The organism is Klebsiella sp. F11, from assembly GCF_056712265.1.
The window spans coordinates 4,341,116-4,362,302 of the sequence record NZ_CM160060.1; the positions used below are offsets into that span (position 1 = coordinate 4,341,116).

A 21,187-nucleotide genomic window follows, 5' to 3' on the forward strand; every position below is an offset into this window, starting at 1 on the left:
AGATCACACAATCCCCTGCGCTTTCTTCAGACCGACGCCATTCAGCGCCTCCATCAGGTCCTGCGCGCTGGCGCTATTGATGCTGACCTTTCCCGACCCCGACTCCCCCGCTTTGGCCGGGTCGGGCGCTTTAGCCCGCAGGCTCTCCTTACCTGTCGCTACCGACGCCTTACCGTCGGCAGGCGCCGCCAGCGCTACCGGACTTCCCGCAGCGCAAAGTAATGCGGCGGCAACAACGAACGCTTTAACTCTTGGTTTCATGCTGTGTTCTCCTTTTTTGTAGACAGCGGAGCCACGATAGCGAGCGGAGAAAATAAGCACAAAAGGCGAATGGCAGAAATGGAAAAGGCCGCGAAAGCGGCCTTTGGGGATTGCATTACGTTACTTGCTTTTGCGAGTGTTCGCGAAATTATTGCTGCTGGTCGACGATGTCACCGAGCTTAATTTTCGCTGATTTACGCAGGCTGCTCATCAGCGCTTCGAAAGCAATCTGGGCATTGTTTTGCGTAATACCCTGCACCATAGCTTGTTTCTGCTCAGCCGGCATGTCGCCTGCTTTAACGGCATCCAGAGCCAGCAGAACCACGTTACCGCTCGCATCGCTGCCCACGCCGTAGCTTGCTTTACCTTCCTGCGGCAGCGGCAGAGCAAACGCGGCCTGGCTCAGCGGATCCTGACCGGTACGCGCCAGCGTCTGCGCCGCGCCGAAGCTTAAGCCCGCCGCCTTCATCGCGTCATCGCCTTTGCCGTCTTTGAGGGCAGCCAGCAGTTTGTCCGCATCGAGCTTAGCCTGCTGCTCAGCTTTAGTGTGCTTAACGATATCGGTAACCTGCGCTTTGACATCCGCCAGCGGTTTAACGGCTTCCGCTTTATGCTCGCTGATGCGCAGCACAAAGGCGCGGTCGCCATCAACGGTGATGATATCGGAGTTGCTGCCCGGCGCGCCGTTTTCGCCCACCAGACCGCCGTTAAAGATAGCGTCGGAGACCGGCTTAAAGTTCAGCTCCTCCGGCAGATTGTCACGTCCGAACCAGCCCGTTTCAGCAACCTTAACGTCTGCGGCCTGCGCTGCGCCGGCCAGAGATTCGTTATCGTTGCTGGCGGCATCGCTCACCTTCTGCTGCAGCGCGTAGTACGCATCAAGCGCTTTTTCCTGCTTAACTTTCGCTGCGATATCCGCACGAACGTCGGCCAGCGGTTTAACCTGCGCAGGCTGAACGTCAACCAGGCGCACGACCAGGAAACCGACGGAAGATTTGATCACGCCGGAGAGCTGACCTTTTTCTTTCAGCCCGGCCTCTTTCAGCTCGGGAACCGTTGCCGCATCTTCCAGCCAGCCCATATCGCCGCCGTTGCGGGCAGAGATAATGTCGGTAGATTTTTCTTTCGCCAGCGTCGCGAAATCGGCGCCTTTTTTCAGTTCGTCCAGCACGGCCTGCGCATCCGCTTCGGTCTTCGTCTGAATGACGCTGTAGCGGTTACGCTGCGGCTGAGTGAACTGATCCTGATGCTGGTCGTACCAGGACTGAATTTCCGCGTCAGAAGCGTTCTCCTGCATGCTCGCGGCATCCATTTTGATGTAGCTCACGCGGAACTGCTCCGGCGCCATGAAGCGCGCCTGGTTCTGCTGATAGTAGGCCTCAACTTCCGCATCGGTCACCGTCTGCTTCGCCGCCAGCGCGTTCACGTCAATCGTTGCTTCACGCACAACGCGCTGCTGAGAAACCAGCGCCGCCAGCTGATCGGATTCGCCCGGCAGCATGAAATCGGTACCGGCAACGGCGTTAATCAGCTGCTGAGTCGTCAGCTGGTTGCGCAGGGCCTGGGCGTACTGGTCGGTGGTCATGCCCATCTGACTAACGATGCCGCCAAAACGTTCGTTATCAAATTTACCGTTAGACTGGAAGGCCTGGGTCTGGAAGATGGCCTGCTTCACCTGAGCATCGCTGACGCTCAGGCCGAGTTCACGCGCGTATTGGTCAAGCAGCGATTCGTCGATCAGGCGGTTCAGCACCTGCTGACGCATGGTTTTCATGTAGTTTTCGTTGGCCGCCAGTTCAGAGAACTGGTCACCGAGCTGCTGCTGCATGCGATTACGTTCGCTGGCAACGGCATTTTCAAACTGTGAGCGACCAATCTCCTGGTCATTAACTTTCGCGGCATAGTTGCTGCTGCCGCCAATCAGGTAACCACTCACCCCGGTCAAAATGAACGAGACAATGATGATACCGAAAATAATCTTGAGCACGACGCTGTTGGCGGCCGTGCGTAGGTTGTCCATCATGGTGTAACAACGCTCCGCTGTAGATGACTTTAGCTCGCGCAGCATAGCACGTGATGGCCGCCGCGCGTGAGGACCTATTTTGACAAGAAAATGGGGTGATTGTCAGCCCACAAGTGTCCGCAAACACAGATAAAGTCGCGTTATGGACAAATAAAAAAGGCACATCTCGCGATGCGCCCTTGTACTTCGTCAAATTCCCTGACGGGAAGCCGATCAGTTGACCGCGTCTTTCAGCGCTTTACCAGCACGGAAACCCGGAACTTTAGCAGCGGCAATAGTAATTTCTTTACCTGTTTGCGGGTTGCGACCGGTACGGGCAGCACGCTCTTTAACAGCAAAAGTACCAAAACCTACCAGCGCGACGTCATCCCCAGCCTGCAGAGATTCAGTAACAGAAGCAATTAAAGCATCTAACGCACGTCCGGCTGCAGCTTTAGAAATGTCCGCACCCGCAGCAATTTTGTCAATCAGTTGAGATTTATTCACTGTTCTCTTCCTCTCTTTATAATTTATATCGCACCAGAATCCTTCGTGGTACGACCGCGCAGCAGTTATATCAGGACTGTCATGCCCTTACAACAGAGTTGTAGATGACCCCCTGCCAGCGATCTAACTTAGCTACACAAAAAAAGGCTGGCAAGCACGAATTTGCTTACCAGCCCTATTTTTCTTAGAGCAATTTGCGCAACATCACTATTTCGCCGTGACAACCTCGATGCCAAACGGCTCATTCTGCAGCGCAAGTGCCAGAACTTCTTCGATTCGTTTCACCGGATGGATAGCTAAATCGGCGATAACGTTATCTGGAATTTCTTCAAGGTCACGTTTGTTTTCGTCAGGAATCAGAACAGTCTTAATGCCGCCGCGGTGCGCCGCCAGCAGCTTTTCCTTTAGACCACCGATTGGCAGCACCTGGCCACGCAGGGTAATTTCCCCGGTCATCGCGACATCGGCGCGAACCGGATTGCCCGTCAGACAGGAGACCAGAGCGGTACACATCGCAATACCGGCGCTTGGACCATCTTTTGGCGTTGCCCCTTCCGGAACGTGGACGTGGATATCACGTTTTTCGTAGAAATCTGAGTTAATACCCAGCTTATCCGCACGAGAACGCACCACGGTCAGCGCCGCCTGAATGGACTCCTGCATCACTTCGCCGAGCGAACCGGTATAGGTAAGCTTGCCTTTACCCGGAACGCAGGCGGTTTCGATGGTCAGCAGATCGCCGCCCACTTCCGTCCACGCCAGACCGGTAACCTGACCTACGCGGTTTTCGCTATCCGCACGACCGTAGTCAAAGCGCTGAACGCCAAGGAAATCGTGCAGGTTATCGCCATTGATGGTGATGTGCTTGAGCGATTTATCCAGCAGCAGCTGTTTAACCGCCTTGCGGCACAGTTTGGAGATTTCACGCTCCAGGGCACGCACGCCCGCTTCACGGGTGTAATAGCGAATGATGCCGACGATCGCGCTGTCTTCAACGGTCAGTTCGCCTTTTTTCAACGCGTTACGCTCGATTTGCTTCGACAGCAGATGCTGTTTAGCGATGTTCAGCTTTTCATCTTCGGTATAGCCGGAGAGGCGAATCACCTCCATACGGTCAAGCAGCGGCGCCGGAATATTCATGGAGTTAGAGGTCGCCACAAACATCACGTCGCTCAGATCGTAGTCCACTTCCAGATAGTGGTCGTTAAAGGCCACGTTCTGTTCAGGATCCAGCACTTCCAGCAGCGCCGATGCCGGATCGCCGCGCATGTCGGAGGACATTTTGTCGATCTCATCGAGCAGGAACAGCGGGTTTTTCACCCCCACTTTCGCCATTTTCTGGATCAGTTTACCCGGCATTGAACCGATGTAGGTCCGGCGGTGACCGCGGATTTCCGCTTCATCACGCACGCCGCCCAGCGCCATACGCACGTATTTACGTCCGGTAGCTTTGGCGATGGATTGACCGAGAGAAGTTTTCCCCACCCCCGGCGGCCCAACCAGGCACAGAATCGGCCCTTTGAGCTTGTTCACGCGGCTCTGCACCGCGAGATACTCAAGAATACGATCCTTCACGCGTTCCAGACCGTAGTGGTCGGTATCGAGGATCTCCTGCGCCTGGCGCAGATCTTTTTTGACCTTGCTGCGGGCGTTCCACGGCACCTGCACCATCCAGTCGATGTAGCCGCGTACGACGGTGGCTTCCGCCGACATCGGCGACATCATCTTCAGCTTTTGCAGTTCCGCTTCGGTTTTTTCTTTCGCCTCTTTCGGCATTTTCGCCGCGTCGATTTTGCGCTTCAACGCTTCGTTTTCGTCCGGGGCGTCGTCCATCTCGCCGAGCTCTTTCTGGATGGCCTTCATCTGCTCATTCAGATAGTACTCACGCTGGGACTTTTCCATCTGCTTTTTAACGCGGTTGCGAATGCGTTTCTCAACCTGCAGCAGATCGATTTCGGATTCCATCATCGCCATCAGATACTCCAGACGTTCGTTAACGTCGGACATCTCCAGCACGGACTGTTTGTCCGCCAGCTTCAGCGGCATGTGCGCCGCGATGGTATCCGCCAGACGCGCGGGATCGTCGATGCTATTCAGCGACGTCAGCACTTCCGGGGGGATTTTTTTGTTCAGCTTGATGTAGCCTTCAAACTGACCGATAGCCGTGCGAACCAGCACTTCCTGCTCGCGCTCTTCAATAGCAGGCGATTCGAGGTACTCCGCTTTCGCTGAAAAATGCTCGCCGTCATCGGATAATGCGGAAATACGCGCCCGCTGCAGGCCTTCAACCAGCACTTTTACCGTGCCATCAGGCAGCTTCAGCATCTGTAAAATTGACGCCACGGTCCCGACGGTGAAAAGATCATTTACACCCGGCTCATCCGTTGAAGCTTCTTTCTGCGCAACCAGCATGATTTTTTTATCATGGTCCATAGCCGCTTCAAGACAACGGATAGATTTTTCCCGCCCTACAAACAGGGGTATGACCATGTGCGGATAAACCACCACATCGCGCAACGGCAATACGGGGATTTCAATGCGTTCAGAACGCTCAGGATTCATAGAGCTCTCTCTTAGTTTAAAGTCCGCCAGGTAGCCAGCGGCACGACTCTCGATCGCGTCGCCGTTAATATGTAATCCAGTATATGGGGATGTAATCCACACATTCAACGGCAGGAATGCAGGAAAAACAAAAGGGGAGATAAAATCCCCCCTTTTTGGTTAACTACTTGAGCGAGCTGGCTAATTATTCACCAGATGCCTGCTGCGCTTCCGGTTTCCCGTAAATCAGCAGCGGCTTGCTTTGTCCGTCGATAACCGAGGCGTCGATGACCACTTTATCGACATCTTCCATCGACGGGAGATCGTACATTGTATCGAGCAGCGCCGCTTCTACGATAGAACGCAGGCCGCGAGCGCCGGTTTTACGCGCCATCGCTTTTTTGGCGATAGCGTCCAGCGCTTCGTCGCGGAACTCCAGCTCAGCACCTTCAAGATTGAACAGCGCCTGATACTGCTTGGTCAGGGCGTTTTTCGGCTCTTTCAGGATCTGAATCAGCGCTTCTTCGCTCAGCTCGTTCAGCGTTGCGACCACCGGCAGACGGCCGATAAACTCGGGGATCAGACCAAACTTGATCAGATCTTCCGGCTCAACCTGAGACAGCAGCTCGCCTTCACTCGCTTTGTCCGATTTCGCTTTTACCGTCGCGCCGAAACCAATACCCGATCCGGTTTCTACACGATGGGAAATCACCTTATCCAGGCCGGCAAACGCCCCGCCGCAGATAAACAGAATCTTGGAGGTATCAACCTGCAAGAACTCCTGCTGCGGATGCTTGCGCCCGCCCTGAGGCGGAACGGCGGCTACGGTGCCTTCGATAAGCTTCAGCAGCGCCTGCTGCACGCCTTCACCGGACACGTCACGAGTAATCGACGGGTTATCCGATTTACGGGAAATTTTGTCGATTTCATCGATATACACGATGCCGCGCTGCGCTTTCTGCACGTCGTAATCGCATTTCTGCAGCAGTTTCTGAATGATATTTTCGACATCCTCACCCACGTAGCCGGCTTCGGTCAGGGTGGTGGCGTCAGCCATGGTGAACGGTACATCCAGCAGGCGAGCCAGCGTTTCCGCTAACAGAGTCTTACCGGAGCCCGTTGGCCCAATCAGCAGAATGTTGCTTTTCCCCAGCTCCACGCCGTTGCTGGTATCGCCATTGCGCAGGCGCTTGTAGTGGTTGTATACCGCCACTGCCAGCACTTTTTTCGCCGGCTCCTGGCCGATAACGTAATCGTCAAGATGGTGGCGAATCTCGTGTGGAGTCGGCAGCGCGCTGCGCTCGCGATGCGGCGCGACTTCTTTAATCTCTTCGCGAATGATGTCGTTACATAAATCAACGCATTCGTCGCAGATATACACGGATGGCCCGGCGATCAGCTTACGCACTTCATGCTGGCTTTTGCCGCAAAAAGAGCAGTACAACAATTTGCCCGATCCATCTTTGCGTTTATCTGTCATGAGTCCAAACCTCTTATTAAGTTCTTTGTGCCGCACACGACGACGCAAATGCCATTCTCAGGCGCAAGCCGCTGGTAAACGTTGTGCCGCCCTACTTCAGACAAGTATAGCGGTACCCTTGCGCCACGGGCATCAATTACGATGGGTCAAAATGGAATCGACCAGGCCGTATTCCACCGCTTCAGCTGCAGACAGGAAGCGGTCACGCTCGGTGTCGCGCTCGATCTGCTCAAGGGATTGACCCGTATGGTGCGCCATCAGTTCATTCATGCGCCCCTTCACCTTCAGGATTTCACGGGCGTGAATTTCGATATCCGTTGCCTGACCCTGATAGCCGCCCAGCGGCTGGTGGATCATCACGCGGGAGTTCGGCAGGCAGAAACGCTTGCCTTTCGCCCCTGCTGTCAGCAGGAACGCGCCCATTGACGCCGCCTGACCCATACAGATGGTGCTCACGTCAGGCTTGATAAACTGCATGGTGTCGTAAATCGACATCCCGGCGGTAATCACCCCGCCCGGAGAGTTAATGTACAGGTAAATGTCTTTTTCCGGGTTTTCTGCTTCCAGAAAAAGCATCTGCGCCACGATCAGGTTCGCCATGTGGTCTTCCACCTGGCCGGTCAGAAAAATGACGCGCTCCTTGAGCAGACGGGAATAGATATCAAAAGAACGTTCACCGCGCGAGGTCTGTTCAATGACCATCGGCACCAGGGCCATATGGGGTGCAAAGTTATCTCGTTCGCCACTGTATGACATTTCCGTCTCCTGGATTAATTTTGAATAAACCTGCTGCACTGATTGTAACCTTATGGACGGATTATCAGCCAGAGTCTTCTGCCCGTCATCGTTCGAATTACCGCTACTAAAGCTGAATTCCTGCGTCCTCAATGATGACGGCCAGACACGCTTCGTCATTATGCATGATTTCACGCGTGCAGTTACGTTCCCCGGTAATGGGGGCGACGTCGCCATAATTCAAGCATAACAATCTTTTGTCGTAACGCTATCACTGAAATCGGCTTTTCGCATCCGGCCTAACGCTATCATTGTTCTAAAAAAAAACCCGCAGCCTCTCGGCAACGGGTTTTGCTCGAACCTTAAACCGCCGGGCGAAATTACGCCTGCTGGTTCATCAGTTCACTGAAGGAGGTGGCTTTCTCGGATACTTTAGCTTTCGCCAGTACCGCTTCAACAGCCTGCTCTTCCAGAGCGACATTACGCATGTTGTCCATCAGTTCGTTGTTTTTGCTGTAGAACTCAACAACTTCTTTCGGATCTTCGTAAGCGGAAGCCATCTCTTCAATCAGGCCCTTCACGCGGTCTTCTTCAGCTTTCAGCTCGTTGGTACGAATCACTTCGCCCAGCAGCAGGCCAACAACAACGCGGCGTTTAGCCTGCTCTTCGAACAGCTCACGCGGCAGTTCCAGAGCCTGTTTTTCGTTACCGCCAAAGCGCTGAGCTGCCTGACGACGCAGAACGTCGATTTCGCTGTCGATCAGTGCCGCAGGAACGTCGATTTCGTTAGCCTTCACCAGACCTTCGATAGCCTGAGTCTTCACGCGGTTACGCACCGCGCCTTTCAGCTCGCGATCCATGTTTTTACGCACTTCAGCGCGCAGACCTTCTACGGAACCATCTTCAACGCCGAAACGTTTGATGAATTCTGCAGTCAGTTCCGGCAGCTCACGCTCTTCCACTTTCTTCAGGTTAATAACGAACTTAGCCGCTTTACCTTTCAGAGTTTCCGCGTGGTACTCTTCCGGGAAGGTCACGTCGATAGTGAACTCTTCGCCAGCTTTGTGACCTTTGATACCGTCTTCAAAGCCCGGGATCATACGACCCTGGCCCATCGCCAGTACGAAGTCAGAGGCTTTGCCGCCTTCGAACTCTTCGCCGTCAACGGAACCGCTGAAGTCGATGGTTACGCGGTCTTCTGCATCAACAGCGCCGTCTTTGTCTTTCCAGTTCGCCTGCTGCTTACGCAGGGTGTCCAGCATGGTGTCGACGTCAGCTTCGGTCACTTCAACAACCGGTTTTTCAACTTCGATCGCGTCCAGCCCCTGCAGCTCAACTTCCGGATAAACTTCGAACTCTACCGCGTAGGTGAAGTCTTCACCCAGCTTGTATTCGCCCGGAACGTAGTTCGGCGCGCCAGCCGGATTGATTTTCTCTTTGATGATCGCGTCAACGAAGTGACGGCTCATCAGGTCACCCAGCACGTCCTGGCGAACGGATGCGCCATAACGCTGAGCGACAACATTCATCGGCACTTTACCCTTGCGGAAGCCGTCAATGCGAACTTTTTTCGCTACGCTGACCAGCTCACTTTTGACAGCATTCTCGATGCTGTCAGCAGCGATAGTAATCGTTACACGGCGCCCAAGGCCCTGAGTGGTTTCAACTGAAACTTGCATCTTGTTACCTCAAAAAAATCACAGTGCTCGGTCAACTCTGGAAGCGCGTGTAGGTTGCTTCGCAGAACCGGGATGCCCTCTTCACTTCAGAAACACATTCCCTGTCGTCAGAATCATCCCGAAGACATTCATATAAGACGCGGCATTATAGCGGCATCACTTTTGTGAGTCGAGAACGGTTGTCGCCCACTGCTGCGGCATTTTTCACATTTCTCGCGCAAATTGATCTGGAAAAGTGACCAAAGCGCACATTTTCCAGGCAAAATAAAACGGCCCGTAGGCCGTTTTCTGATAAATCTTCACGCAACATACTGGAAAAGCTCAAGCGGTTGCAAATGGGATTTCTACGCGATGCTTCCGGCGCCACGACAGGCAGGGGAAGCAAAGACGGTGTCCTGGAGTCCTTCCCACTCTTTAATCGTATAGGTATGCAGCGCCAGCGCGTGCACGGGGCCTGACAGCTCCTCGGTCAACGTACCGTAGATCATACGGTGACGGCTGAGAAAACGCTCGCCGGAGAAACGATCGCTCACCAACACCACTTTAAAATGACTCTCGGAGCCCGCAGGAACATTGTGGCGATAACTTTCATCCACGACTTCGAGATACACGGGGTCGAACGCTGCCCTAAGTTTTGCTTCGATCTGTTCACGTATCATCATGAATTTTCTCCTCCGACAACGCTGGGATGCCGCCATTCCTTTTAAATGTTAGCCGCTTTTACCGTTTCCATTACCGGAAAACAACAAAAAATTAGCATTTCTCTTATATTTTCATTCAAAAGTATCAAGTTTACTGGCTCTGTATGCCGTAATGTCCGTCCGGATCGCCATAAAAATGGGAAGAAGGCCATAAAACGCACAGCGCGATGAATTTACATACGTTGCCACTTCCCCTCGCCGTTGGCGATGTTATGATGACGGCAATTTCCTCATAACAACACCATTCCTTGAGACCCCTGAACATGTTTAAGAAAATTCTTTTCCCGCTGGTCGCAATGTTTATGCTGGCAGGATGTGCCACACCGCCGACCACTATTGACGTATCGCCGAAAATGTCCCTGCCGCAGCAGGACCCGAGCCTGATGGGCGTTACCGTTAGCATTAACGGCGCCGATCAGCGTCCGGACCAGGCGCTGGCCAAAGTGACCCGCGATAATCAGCAGGTGACGCTGACCGCTTCCCGCGATCTCCGCTTCCTGCTGCAGGAAGTGCTGGAGAAACAGATGACCGCCCGTGGCTATATGATTGGGCCGAACGGCGCCGTCGATCTGCAAATCATCGTGAATAAGCTGTACGCCGACGTTTCCCAGGGCAACGTGCGTTACAACATCGCCACAAAAGCGGATATCGCCATCATCGCCACCGCGGCGAACGGCACGAAGATGACCAAAAACTACCGCGCCAGCTACTCCGTGGAAGGCGCATTCCAGGCCTCCAACCAGAATATTGCTAATGCGGTGAACAGCGTTCTGACCGACACGATCGCCGATATGGCGCAGGACACCAGCATCCACGACTTCATCAAGCAAAACGCGCGTTAATAAAATCACGGACCCGGCCGGCGGTCGGGTCCGTGCTACAGGCCCATGTCCAGTCACTACTTACGTATTTTTCAGCAGCCTAAATCAGCTATTTTGCTGATCCTCGGCTTTGCTTCCGGTTTGCCTCTCGCCCTCACCTCCGGCACGCTACAGGCGTGGATGACCGTCGAGAATATCGATCTGAAAACCATCGGTTTCTTTTCGCTCGTCGGCCAGGCCTACGTCTTTAAGTTCCTGTGGTCGCCGGTGATGGACCGCTACACGCCGCCGTTTCTCGGCAGGCGCCGCGGCTGGCTGCTGACGACGCAGTTTCTGCTGCTTATCGCCATCGCGGCTATGGGCTTCCTTGAGCCGTCGACGCAGCTGCGCTGGATGGCGGCGCTGGCGGTAGTTATCGCCTTCTGTTCCGCCTCGCAGGACATCGTCTTCGACGCGTGGAAAACCGACATTCTGGCCGCCGAGGAGCGCGGAGCCGGCGCCGCGGTTAGCGTGCTGGGCTACCGCCTGGGCATGCTGGTTTCCGGCGGCCTGGCGCTGTGGCTGGCCGACCGCTGGCTGGGCTGGCAGGGCATGTACTGGCTGATGGCCGCGCTGCTGGTCCCGTGCATCATCGCCACTCTGCTGGCGCCGGAGCCCAGCGACGCGATCCCGGTACCGAAAAGCCTTGAGCAGGCCGTCGCAGAACCGCTCCGCGATTTCTTCGGCCGCAACAACGCCTGGCTAATCCTGCTGTTAATCGTCCTTTATAAGCTCGGCGACGCTTTCGCGATGAGCCTGACGACCACTTTTCTGATCCGCGGCGTTGGTTTTGACGCCGGTGAAGTTGGAATGGTGAATAAAACGCTGGGGCTGTTTGCCACGATTATTGGCGCCCTGTACGGCGGTGCGTTAATGCAGCGCCTGACCCTGTTCCGCGCCCTGCTGATTTTCGGCCTGCTGCAGGGAGTCTCCAACGCCGGCTACTGGCTGCTGTCGATTACCGATAAGCATATTTACTCGATGGCCACGGCGGTATTTTTCGAAAACCTGTGCGGCGGGATGGGCACCGCGGCGTTTGTCGCGCTGCTGATGACGCTGTGCAATAAATCATTCTCCGCCACCCAGTTTGCGCTGCTGTCGGCGCTCTCCGCCGTCGGGCGCGTGTACGTCGGGCCGATTGCCGGCTGGTTTGTTGAAGCCCACGGCTGGCCGACGTTTTATCTCTTCTCGGTGGCGGCGGCCGTTCCCGGCATCGTACTGCTGCTTATCTGCCGGCGCACGCTGGAACATACCCAGCGCACGGAGGCGTTTATGCCGCGCACGCGCTATCCGCGGGCCTATTCGCTGGCGCTATTCATATTAACCATCGGCTGCCTCATGCTGGCGGTATGGCTGCTGCTGCTGGTGCTGAACGCCCTTGATTATACCGCGTTCTCTTTCTTATCCGGCCTGCTGGAGATTGCGGCGCTGACTGCCATCGGCGGCATCTTGCTCGGCAGCCTTCTCGACTACCTGGCGCTGCGCAAAACGGAGCTGGTATAGGGTAGCCGCGCAGCGCCAGCGGTCCGGCGTCTTCGCGGAAAGTTAATAAACCGTTTTAATCACCAAACGTAATTATAACGGTTTATTAACGATTTTATATTTTCCTTTTTTCATTTGTTGTTTTGTGCGTTTTACATTTTGGGAAATTATTGACAACTTTTATTCAATTCATTAAATAATTTAAACGATTCAGCAAAGGCCATTTATTTTGCTACTTTGGCGATGTCTTTTATTTGATAATTAAATGTTAATTAGTTGTGCTATTTTCTCGATGGTTATACCCATTACTCCATAAGCAACTTCATTCTTATCCCTTTCGTTATAGATCCGGCGTAAATCGGGCTTTGCAAGCGGACAGAGTCACACTCGGTTACATATGTGACAAAGCAAGCAGAACCCACTAACACGGAACTGACACAGCTCCAATCATGTTTACAGTAATGCAACCTTCCCGTAAAATGCCCGCACACTTTAAGCGCCACCAGATTCCGTGGAATTGAGGTCGTTCAATGAGACTTAGGAAATACAATAAAAGTTTGGGATGGATGTCATTAATCGCAGGTACTGTATTACTCAGTGGCTGTGATTCTGCGCTCCTTGACCCAAAAGGACAGATTGGACTGGAGCAACGTTCTTTGATACTGACGGCCTTTGGCCTGATGATGATTGTCGTTATTCCCGCCGTCTTAATGGCTGTAGGATTTGCCTGGAAGTATCGCGCGAGCAATAAAGATGCGAAGTATAGCCCGAACTGGTCACACTCCAACAAAGTTGAAGCTGTGGTCTGGACGGTTCCTATCCTGATCATTCTGTTCCTGGCCGTTCTGACCTGGAAAACCACTCACGCACTCGAGCCAAGCAAACCGCTTGCTCACGAAGAGAACCCGATCGTCATCGAAGTTGTATCGATGGACTGGAAATGGTTCTTTATCTATCCGGAACAGGGTATTGCTACCGTCAACGAAATCGCCTTCCCGGCGAACGTACCGGTACACTTCAAAGTGACCTCTAACTCCGTGATGAACTCGTTCTTTATCCCACGTTTAGGCAGCCAGATCTACGCAATGGCCGGGATGCAGACTCAGCTGCACCTCATCGCGAACGAAACTGGCACTTATGACGGTATCTCCGCCAGCTACAGCGGCCCGGGCTTCTCAGGAATGAAGTTCAAAGCTTTCGCCACGCCGGATCGCGCATCTTTCGATCAGTGGGTAGCGAAAGTTAAACAGTCTTCGAACACCATGGATTCCATGGCTGCCTTCGAAAAAGTGGCTGCGCCTAGCGAATACAACAAAGTGGAATACTTCTCTAACGTGAAGCCAGATTTGTTTAAAGACGTTATCGGCAAATTCATGTCTCACGGCAAGAGCATGGACATGTCCCAACCTGAAGGCGAGCACGCTGCGCACGAAGGAATGGAAGGCATGGACATGAGCCACGCGGAAACCGCTCACTAAGGGACCGAGGAAGAAAACGATGTTCGGAAAACTAACACTGGATGCAGTGCCCTATCACGAACCTATTATCGTGATTACGGTAGCTGCAATCATCATCGGGGGACTGGCGCTTCTGGCGGCAATCACTTACTTCGGTAAGTGGTCCTACCTTTGGAAAGAGTGGCTGACTTCGGTTGACCACAAACGACTCGGTATCATGTACGTCATCGTAGCAATCGTTATGCTGCTGCGTGGCTTTGCTGATGCCGTCATGATGCGTAGCCAGCAGGTGCTGGCCTCGGCCGGGGATGCGGGCTTCCTGCCGCCTCACCACTATGATCAGATCTTTACCGCCCACGGCGTTATCATGATCTTCTTCGTAGCAATGCCGTTTGTTATCGGTCTGATGAACCTCGTTGTTCCGCTGCAGCTCGGCGCGCGCGACGTGGCGTTCCCGTTCCTTAACAACCTGAGCTTCTGGTTCACCGTTGTGGGCGTAATTCTGGTTAACCTCTCTCTGGGCGTCGGTGAGTTCGCGCAGACCGGTTGGCTGGCCTACCCGCCGCTATCGGGAATCGAATACAGTCCGGGCGTTGGGGTCGATTACTGGATCTGGGCGCTTCAGCTCTCCGGTATCGGGACAACCTTGACCGGTATTAACTTCTTTGTGACCATAATCAAGATGCGTGCCCCTGGCATGACGATGTTCAAGATGCCGGTATTCTCCTGGGCATCTCTGTGCGCCAACATCCTGATTATTGCTTCATTCCCAATTCTGACCGTCACCGTCGCGCTGCTGACCCTGGACCGCTACCTGGGCACCCATTTCTTTACCAACGATATGGGTGGCAACATGATGATGTACATCAACCTGATTTGGGCCTGGGGTCACCCGGAAGTGTACATTCTGGTTCTGCCGGTATTCGGCGTGTTCTCCGAAATCGCAGCGACCTTCTCACGCAAGCGTCTGTTCGGCTATACCTCGCTGGTATGGGCAACCATTTGTATTACCGTTCTGTCGTTCATCGTTTGGCTGCACCACTTCTTCACTATGGGTGCCGGCGCGAACGTCAACGCCTTCTTCGGTATTACGACCATGATTATCGCCATCCCGACCGGGGTGAAGATCTTCAACTGGCTGTTCACCATGTACCAGGGCCGTATCGTCCTGAACTCTGCCATGCTGTGGACTATCGGCTTCATCGTCACCTTCTCCGTAGGCGGCATGACCGGTGTACTGCTGGCGGTACCGGGCGCGGACTTCGTTCTGCACAACAGCCTGTTCCTGATTGCCCACTTCCATAACGTGATTATCGGCGGCGTGGTCTTCGGCTGCTTCGCAGGTCTGACCTACTGGTGGCCAAAAGCCTTCGGCTTCACGCTGAACGAAACCTGGGGCGTACGCGCGTTCTGGTTCTGGATCATCGGCTTCTTCGTGGCGTTTATGCCGCTGTACGTGCTGGGCTTCATGGGGATGACCCGTCGTCTGAGCCAGCAAATCGATCCGCAGTTCCACCCGATGCTGGTTGTTGCAGCCTGCGGCGCGGCGCTGATCGCTTGCGGCATCATCTGCCAGCTGACTCAGTTCTACGTCTCCATCCGCGATCGCGAGCAGAACCGCGACCTGACCGGTGACCCGTGGGGCGGCCGTACGCTGGAGTGGGCAACCTCTTCACCTCCGCCGTTCTATAACTTTGCTATCGTTCCGCAGATCCACGAGCGCGATGCGTTCTGGGAAATGAAAGAAAAAGGCGAAGCGTACAAGAAACCTGCTGGCTATGAAGAGATTCATATGCCGAAAAACAGCGGCGCCGGCATCGTTATTGCTGCCTTCGCTACGGTGTTTGGTTTCGCGATGATCTGGCATATCTGGTGGATGGCGATTGTTAGCTTTGTCGGCATCGTTGCGACCTGGATTATTAAGAGCTTTGACGAAGACGTGGATTACTACGTGCCGGTTGCAGAAGTCGAAAAACTGGAAGGTCAGCATTTCGATGAAATTAACAAAACGGGGCTGAAAAATGGCAACTGATACTCTTGCGCATAACGCCCACGGACACGACCACGGGCATCACGATACAGGGCCGATGAAGGTATTCGGCTTCTGGATCTACCTGATGAGCGACTGCATTATCTTCGCTAGCCTGTTCGCCACCTATGCCGTTCTGGTGAACGGCACTGCGGGCGGCCCGACCGGTAAAGATATTTTCGAACTGCCGTTCGTTCTGGTTGAAACTGCTCTGCTGCTGTTCAGCTCCATCACCTACGGCATGGCGGCTATCGCCATGTACAAAAACAACAAGAGTCAGGTCGTTTCCTGGCTGGCGCTGACCTTCCTCTTCGGGGCAGGGTTCATCGCGATGGAACTCTATGAATTCCATCATCTGATTGTTGAAGGTATGGGCCCGGATCGCAGCGGCTTCCTGTCAGCGTTCTTCGCGCTGGTCGGCACGCACGGTCTGCACGTCACCTCAGGTCTTATCTGGATGGCGGTGCTGATGTTCCAGGTTTCGCGTCGCGGCCTGACCCCAACTAACCGTACCCGTATCATGTGCCTGAGCCTGTTCTGGCACTTCCTGGACGTGGTGTGGATCTGCGTGTTCTCTGTTGTTTATCTGATGGGGGCAATGTAATGAGTCATTCTACCGATCATAACGGCGCTTCTCACGGCAGCGTTAAGAGCTACATGACAGGTTTTATCCTGTCGATCATTCTGACGGTCATTCCGTTTGCGATGGTTATGAGTGGCTCCGCATCGCATGCGGCTATTCTGGGGACGATCCTGGTCACTGCTGTTGTGCAGATCGTGGTACACCTGGTGTACTTCCTGCACATGAACAGCAAATCTGACGAAGGTTGGAACCTGACCGCGTTTATCTTCACCGTAATCATCATTGCTATCGTTGTTGTCGGCTCCATCTGGATTATGTGGAACCTGAACTACAACATGATGATGCACTAAGAGCGGCGAGTATGTTTAAGCAATACCTGCAAGTAACGAAACCTGGCATCATTTTCGGTAACCTGATCTCGGTGATCGGCGGTTTCCTGCTGGCCTCTAAGGGCCACATCGACTATCCGCTGTTCGCCTGGACGCTCCTCGGCGTGTCCCTGGTGGTCGCCTCGGGTTGTGTATTCAACAACTACATCGACCGTGATATCGATCGTAAGATGGAACGGACGAAAAACCGGGTGCTGGTCAAAGGGCTGATCTCGCCAGGAGCTTCGCTGGTATACGCCACCTTGCTGGGTATTGCTGGCTTCATGCTCCTGTGGTTTGGCGCTAATCCCCTTGCCTGCTGGCTGGGGGTGATGGGGTTCGTGGTTTATGTCGGCGTCTACAGCCTGTACATGAAACGCCACTCCGTCTACGGCACGCTGATTGGCTCTCTCTCCGGCGCTGCGCCGCCGGTGATTGGCTACTGTGCGGTGACCGGTGATTTTGATAGCGGTGCTGCCATTCTGCTGGCTATCTTTAGCCTGTGGCAGATGCCTCACTCCTATGCCATCGCGATTTTCCGCTTCAAGGATTATCAGGCGGCGAACATTCCGGTTCTGCCGGTAGTGAAAGGTATCTCGGTTGCCAAGAACCATATCACCGTCTACATCATTGCCTTCGCCGTCGCGACGCTGATGCTCTCTCTGGGCGGCTATGCCGGGTACAAATACCTGGTGGTGGCGGCCGCGGTGAGCGTCTGGTGGTTGGGTATGGCGCTGCGCGGTTACAAAGTGGCCGATGATAAAGTCTGGGCGCGTAAGCTGTTCGTCTTTTCCATCGTCGCCATTACCGCGCTGTCGGTGATGATGTCCGTCGACTTTATGGTACCGAATTCGCACAATCTGCTGGCCTACGTCGGATAAGATTGTCGCTCGCTGACAAACCCCGCTCCGGCGGGGTTTTTTATTTGTCTCGCTTAGCGAATCAACATCGCCTGCGCTCCCCCGGCCCGCCGGGCATGCCGCCCTGTTACCCGGCGAATAACCTCCCCTCCCCTGCGCTTTTCTTTCTCTCCGCCCCTCTCCGGCTATGGCCATTTTTCGATCGCCCTCGCACAAACGAAAAATAAATTTCAAAATAATAATAAAATGAAATAAACCATTCCATAATGTGGATGCCGAAAAATGCCCCGTCGACGGCATAAGCGGCAGGAACCACTCAACGTCCCCTCTGACCCCGTGTTTTTTGAAAGGAGAGCTCCATGTTAAACGGCATGAAACCCCTGCCCCGTTCCCTGCGCTGGGGGATGATCGGCGGCGGCGGCACCAGCCAGATTGGCTACAGCCACCGCTCTGCGGCGCTGCGCGACGGCGTCTTTACCCTGCTGGCGGGGGCGCTCGATATCGATGCCGAACGCGGACGCCGGTTTGGCCAGCAGCTCGGCATCGCGCCGGAGCGCTGCTACGCCGATTATCAAACCCTGTTTCGCGAGGAGGCGCAGCGCCCGGATGGCGTCGAGGCGGTGTCGGTCACCACGCCAAACAATACCCACTTCGCGATCGCCAAAGCCGCGCTGGAGGCCGGGCTGCACGTCATCTGCGAAAAGCCGCTGTGCTTTACCGCCGCCGAAGCCAACGAGCTGCTGGCCCTGAGCCGCCGACAGAACAAAATCGTCGGCGTCACCTACGGCTATGCCGGATATCAGATGGTCCAGCAGGCGCGGCAGATGATCGCCGAAGGGCTGCTCGGCGAGATCCGGGTAATCACCATGCAGTTCGCCCACGGCTTTCATAACGAGGCGGTCGAGCTGCAGGCGGAATCGACCCGCTGGCGGGTGACGCCGGAGTACGCGGGCCCAAGCTACGTGCTGGGCGACCTCGCCACGCACCCGCTGTTTATCGCCGAAACCATGGTGCCGCAGCTCAACATTAAGCGCCTGATGTGCTCCCGCCAGAGCTTCGTCAAGTCGCGGGCGCCGCTGGAGGATAACGCCTTCGTGCTGATGGAGTACGACAACGGCGCCGTCGCTTCGATGTGGACCAGCGCGATCAACAGCGGCGCCATGCATTCGCAAAAGGTGCGCGTGGTCGGTGAAAAGGCGAGTATCGAATGGTGGGATGAGCGCCCCAACCAGCTCAGCTACGAGGTGCAGGGCGAACCGGCGCGGATCCTCGAGCGCGGAATGCCCTATCTCAGCCGCGAGGCGCTGGCGGACGATCGCATCGGCGGCGGCCATCCGGAGGGGCTGTTCGAAGCTTGGGCAAACCTCTACCGCCGCTTCGCTATCGCTATGGATGCGACGGATCGCGGCGACGCTGAGCTGCTGGCAGACTTCTGGTACCCAAACGTCGAAGCCGGCCTGCACGGCGTCTACTGGGTTGAACAGTGCGTGAAGTCCGCCGACGCCGGCGGCCAGTGGGTTGACTTCAATTTACAATAAATGCAGTATCCCGGTGGGGTTTCCTCCACCGGTTTCTTTATTTCTGCCGTACTTACCTCACCGCGCTACACACCGGTAATATCTGTTAAACAAACATTTATTTACCCTTTCAGCTCCCCCCACTACACTAGGCGCAGTTTTTCGATTGAGGTGGTAATGAACGATAACAAAATGACGCCAGGTGAACTGCGCGCGACCTGGGGTTTAGGGACCGTATTCTCGCTGCGTATGCTCGGCATGTTTATGGTTCTGCCGGTTCTAACCACCTATGGTATGGCATTACAGGGCGCCAGCGAGGCGCTTATTGGCCTGGCGATTGGTATTTATGGACTGGCCCAGGCCCTGTTTCAGATCCCCTTCGGCCTGCTTTCCGACCGTATCGGCCGTAAGCCGCTGATCGTTGGCGGCCTGCTGATCTTCGTTATCGGCAGCGTTATCGCCGCGCTCAGCAACTCCATCTGGGGCATTATTCTTGGCCGGGCGCTGCAGGGCTCCGGGGCGATTGCCGCCGCGGTCATGGCGCTCCTTTCCGATTTAACCCGCGAGCAGAACCGCACGAAAGCGATGGCTTTCATTGGCGTCAGCTTCGGCGTGACCTTTGCTATCGCCATGGTGCTGGGGCCGATAGTCACCCACCAGCTGGGCCTGCACGCTCTGTTCTGGATGATCGCCGGACTGGCGTCAATCGGCATTCTGCTCACCCTGTGGGTGGTGCCCAACAGCCATAATCACGTCCTGAACCGCGAATCAGGCATGGTAAAAGACTGCTTTCGCAAAGTCCTCGCCGAGCCAAAGCTGCTGAAGCTCAATTTCGGCATTATGTGCCTGCACATCATGCTGATGTCGACGTTCGTCGCCCTTCCCGGCCAGCTGGAGGCCGCGGGTTTCCCCGCCGCCGAGCACTGGAAGATTTATCTGGTGACCATGCTTATCTCTTTTGTCTCGGTCGTGCCGTTTATCATCTATGCGGAAGTGAAGCGCAAGATGAAGCACGTCTTTCTGTTCTGCGTCGCGCTGCTGCTGGTGGCCGAAATCGTTCTGTGGGGCGCGGGCGGATACTTCTGGGAGCTGGTGGCAGGGATTCAGCTGTTCTTCCTTGCCTTTAACCTGCTGGAAGCGCTGCTGCCGTCGTTGATTAGCAAGGAGTCGCCGGCCGGATACAAAGGCACCGCGATGGGCATCTACTCCACCAGCCAGTTTCTCGGCGTGGCGATTGGCGGCGCGCTCGGCGGCTGGGTTGACGGCTTCTTCGATTCGCAGACCGTATTCCTGCTCGGCGCGCTGCTGGCGATGCTGTGGCTGCTGGTTGCCGGAACGATGAGCGAACCGCCGTACGTCAGCAGTCTGAGAATTGAAATCCCGGGCGACGTGGGCGTGGATGATACGCTGCAGACGCGTCTGCTAACCCTCGACGGGGTAAAACAGGCGCTGGTGGTGGCCGAAGAGCGTTCGGTCTACGTCAAAATCGACAGCAAGCTGACCAATCGCTTCGAGGTTGAGCAGGCGATAAAAGGCAGTTAAAAAAAGCGGGGATAACCCGCTTTTTTATTAGTCGCGGAAGTTCTTGAACTGGAACGGCTGGCCCAAATCGCCGCCGCGCACCAGCGCCATTACCGCCTGCAGATCGTCACGCGCCTTGCCGGTCACGCGGATCTCTTCGCCCTGAATCTGCGCCTGCACCTTCAGCTTGCTGTCTTTGATGAGCTTAACGATTTTTTTCTGCATCGTGCTCTCAATGCCCTGCTTCAGTTTGGCATCGACAAACCAGGTTTTCCCGCTGTGCACGAACTCTTCCGGCACCTCGAGAGAGCTGCCCTCGATGCCGCGCTTCAGCAGCTTAGCGCGCAGAATATCCAGCAGTTGGTTAATCTGGAAATCAGACTCGCTGAGAACCTTGATGGTCTCATTTTTTTCGTTCAGCTCAAAGCTGGCTTCCACGTTGCGAAAATCAAAACGCGATTCAACTTCACGGGTTGCGTTCTCTACGGCGTTTCGAACTTCCTGAAGATCGACTTCAGAGACAATATCGAAAGATGGCATCTTTTTCTCTCCTTTCGTTTCTTTTGCGTTGCATAATACCTGCAACACGGCATAACTCAACTGG

The 21,187-nt window shown here is 54.9% G+C and carries 18 protein-coding genes; 9 read left to right on the forward strand and 9 right to left on the reverse strand.

The annotated features are described in order from the left end of the window. Nucleotides 1-3: 3 nt before the first annotated feature. The 8 genes from AC1M2H_RS21405 to bolA all read right to left on the reverse strand — a co-directional run bounded on the left by AC1M2H_RS21405 (nt 4) and on the right by bolA (nt 9,867). Nucleotides 4-261: a ComEA family DNA-binding protein gene (locus AC1M2H_RS21405; protein ID WP_480148971.1), complete on the reverse strand. Its 258-nt coding sequence runs from the start codon at nt 259-261 to the stop codon at nt 4-6. Nucleotides 262-409: 148 nt separating this feature from the next. Beyond that, nucleotides 410-2,284, reverse strand: coding sequence for a peptidylprolyl isomerase (gene ppiD / locus AC1M2H_RS21410; protein WP_480148972.1), 1,875 nt, complete (start codon nt 2,282-2,284; stop codon nt 410-412). Nucleotides 2,285-2,497: 213 nt separating this feature from the next. Next, a complete protein-coding gene (gene hupB / locus AC1M2H_RS21415; protein WP_002444653.1) occupies nt 2,498-2,770 on the reverse strand; it encodes a nucleoid-associated protein HU-beta in 273 nt (90 codons plus the stop codon). Nucleotides 2,771-2,977: 207 nt separating this feature from the next. Continuing rightward, complete coding sequence (lon, locus tag AC1M2H_RS21420; protein ID WP_464414874.1) at nt 2,978-5,332, reverse strand: endopeptidase La; 2,355 nt, start codon at nt 5,330-5,332, stop codon at nt 2,978-2,980. A 184-nt stretch (nt 5,333-5,516) separates the two neighbouring features. Further along, the gene (clpX, locus tag AC1M2H_RS21425) at nt 5,517-6,791 is read right to left on the reverse strand and encodes an ATP-dependent protease ATP-binding subunit ClpX (RefSeq protein WP_426812871.1); all 1,275 of its coding nucleotides are present in this window, start codon (nt 6,789-6,791) and stop codon (nt 5,517-5,519) included. A gap of 132 nt (nt 6,792-6,923) precedes the next feature. Continuing rightward, the gene (clpP, locus tag AC1M2H_RS21430; RefSeq protein WP_002891804.1) at nt 6,924-7,547 is read right to left on the reverse strand and encodes an ATP-dependent Clp endopeptidase proteolytic subunit ClpP; all 624 of its coding nucleotides are present in this window, start codon (nt 7,545-7,547) and stop codon (nt 6,924-6,926) included. Between the two features lie 359 nt (nt 7,548-7,906). Continuing rightward, complete coding sequence (gene tig / locus AC1M2H_RS21435) at nt 7,907-9,205, reverse strand: trigger factor (RefSeq protein WP_480148973.1); 1,299 nt, start codon at nt 9,203-9,205, stop codon at nt 7,907-7,909. Nucleotides 9,206-9,549: 344 nt separating this feature from the next. Next, a complete protein-coding gene (gene bolA, locus AC1M2H_RS21440; RefSeq protein WP_480148974.1) occupies nt 9,550-9,867 on the reverse strand; it encodes a transcriptional regulator BolA in 318 nt (105 codons plus the stop codon). Nucleotides 9,868-10,169: 302 nt separating this feature from the next. On the opposite strand from bolA, the gene AC1M2H_RS21445 reads away from it, so the two are divergent. The 9 genes from AC1M2H_RS21445 (at nt 10,170) to AC1M2H_RS21485 (ending at nt 20,604) form a co-directional block, all read left to right on the forward strand. Then, nucleotides 10,170-10,748 (forward strand): lipoprotein, encoded by a 579-nt coding sequence (locus AC1M2H_RS21445; protein ID WP_004858708.1) that lies wholly within the window; start codon nt 10,170-10,172, stop codon nt 10,746-10,748. Nucleotides 10,749-10,793: 45 nt separating this feature from the next. Further along, nucleotides 10,794-12,269 carry a muropeptide MFS transporter AmpG gene (gene ampG, locus AC1M2H_RS21450; RefSeq protein ID WP_480148975.1) on the forward strand — a complete coding sequence of 492 codons (1,476 nt, stop codon included), beginning with the start codon at nt 10,794-10,796 and terminating at the stop codon, nt 12,267-12,269. A gap of 509 nt (nt 12,270-12,778) precedes the next feature. Continuing rightward, the gene (cyoA, locus tag AC1M2H_RS21455; protein WP_045854215.1) at nt 12,779-13,726 is read left to right on the forward strand and encodes a cytochrome o ubiquinol oxidase subunit II; all 948 of its coding nucleotides are present in this window, start codon (nt 12,779-12,781) and stop codon (nt 13,724-13,726) included. Nucleotides 13,727-13,745: 19 nt separating this feature from the next. Continuing rightward, a complete protein-coding gene (gene cyoB, locus AC1M2H_RS21460; RefSeq protein ID WP_480148976.1) occupies nt 13,746-15,737 on the forward strand; it encodes a cytochrome o ubiquinol oxidase subunit I in 1,992 nt (663 codons plus the stop codon). Then, the gene (locus AC1M2H_RS21465; RefSeq protein ID WP_095094394.1) at nt 15,727-16,338 is read left to right on the forward strand and encodes a cytochrome o ubiquinol oxidase subunit III; all 612 of its coding nucleotides are present in this window, start codon (nt 15,727-15,729) and stop codon (nt 16,336-16,338) included. Before cyoB ends, AC1M2H_RS21465 begins: the two co-directional genes overlap by 11 nt. Next, nucleotides 16,338-16,667 (forward strand): cytochrome o ubiquinol oxidase subunit IV, encoded by a 330-nt coding sequence (locus AC1M2H_RS21470; protein WP_426812874.1) that lies wholly within the window; start codon nt 16,338-16,340, stop codon nt 16,665-16,667. Before AC1M2H_RS21465 ends, AC1M2H_RS21470 begins: the two co-directional genes overlap by 1 nt. A gap of 11 nt (nt 16,668-16,678) precedes the next feature. After that, nucleotides 16,679-17,566 carry a heme o synthase gene (cyoE, locus tag AC1M2H_RS21475; protein ID WP_095094392.1) on the forward strand — a complete coding sequence of 296 codons (888 nt, stop codon included), beginning with the start codon at nt 16,679-16,681 and terminating at the stop codon, nt 17,564-17,566. A 338-nt stretch (nt 17,567-17,904) separates the two neighbouring features. Further along, the gene (locus tag AC1M2H_RS21480) at nt 17,905-19,083 is read left to right on the forward strand and encodes a Gfo/Idh/MocA family protein (protein ID WP_480148977.1); all 1,179 of its coding nucleotides are present in this window, start codon (nt 17,905-17,907) and stop codon (nt 19,081-19,083) included. A gap of 156 nt (nt 19,084-19,239) precedes the next feature. Further along, entirely contained in the window at nt 19,240-20,604 is a 1,365-nt protein-coding gene (locus AC1M2H_RS21485; RefSeq protein WP_480148978.1) for an MFS transporter, read from the forward strand. A 27-nt stretch (nt 20,605-20,631) separates the two neighbouring features. Here AC1M2H_RS21485 and AC1M2H_RS21490 read toward each other — a convergent pair whose 3' ends face one another. Beyond that, nucleotides 20,632-21,123: a YajQ family cyclic di-GMP-binding protein gene (locus tag AC1M2H_RS21490; protein ID WP_041144301.1), complete on the reverse strand. Its 492-nt coding sequence runs from the start codon at nt 21,121-21,123 to the stop codon at nt 20,632-20,634. Nucleotides 21,124-21,187 lie beyond the last annotated feature (64 nt).

Coding starts and splice junctions, on each gene's coding strand:
- AC1M2H_RS21465 (WP_095094394.1), top strand. CDS start 15,727: ATGGCAACTGATACTCTTGCGCATAACGCCCACGGACACGACCACGGG.
- clpP (WP_002891804.1), bottom strand. CDS start 7,547: ATGTCATACAGTGGCGAACGAGATAACTTTGCACCCCATATGGCCCTG.
- tig (WP_480148973.1), bottom strand. CDS start 9,205: ATGCAAGTTTCAGTTGAAACCACTCAGGGCCTTGGGCGCCGTGTAACG.
- AC1M2H_RS21445 (WP_004858708.1), top strand. CDS start 10,170: ATGTTTAAGAAAATTCTTTTCCCGCTGGTCGCAATGTTTATGCTGGCA.
- clpX (WP_426812871.1), bottom strand. CDS start 6,791: ATGACAGATAAACGCAAAGATGGATCGGGCAAATTGTTGTACTGCTCT.
- AC1M2H_RS21470 (WP_426812874.1), top strand. CDS start 16,338: ATGAGTCATTCTACCGATCATAACGGCGCTTCTCACGGCAGCGTTAAG.
- AC1M2H_RS21480 (WP_480148977.1), top strand. CDS start 17,905: ATGTTAAACGGCATGAAACCCCTGCCCCGTTCCCTGCGCTGGGGGATG.
- ampG (WP_480148975.1), top strand. CDS start 10,794: ATGTCCAGTCACTACTTACGTATTTTTCAGCAGCCTAAATCAGCTATT.
- bolA (WP_480148974.1), bottom strand. CDS start 9,867: ATGATGATACGTGAACAGATCGAAGCAAAACTTAGGGCAGCGTTCGAC.
- AC1M2H_RS21490 (WP_041144301.1), bottom strand. CDS start 21,123: ATGCCATCTTTCGATATTGTCTCTGAAGTCGATCTTCAGGAAGTTCGA.
- ppiD (WP_480148972.1), bottom strand. CDS start 2,284: ATGATGGACAACCTACGCACGGCCGCCAACAGCGTCGTGCTCAAGATT.
- cyoE (WP_095094392.1), top strand. CDS start 16,679: ATGTTTAAGCAATACCTGCAAGTAACGAAACCTGGCATCATTTTCGGT.
- cyoA (WP_045854215.1), top strand. CDS start 12,779: ATGAGACTTAGGAAATACAATAAAAGTTTGGGATGGATGTCATTAATC.
- AC1M2H_RS21405 (WP_480148971.1), bottom strand. CDS start 261: ATGAAACCAAGAGTTAAAGCGTTCGTTGTTGCCGCCGCATTACTTTGC.
- lon (WP_464414874.1), bottom strand. CDS start 5,332: ATGAATCCTGAGCGTTCTGAACGCATTGAAATCCCCGTATTGCCGTTG.
- AC1M2H_RS21485 (WP_480148978.1), top strand. CDS start 19,240: ATGAACGATAACAAAATGACGCCAGGTGAACTGCGCGCGACCTGGGGT.
- cyoB (WP_480148976.1), top strand. CDS start 13,746: ATGTTCGGAAAACTAACACTGGATGCAGTGCCCTATCACGAACCTATT.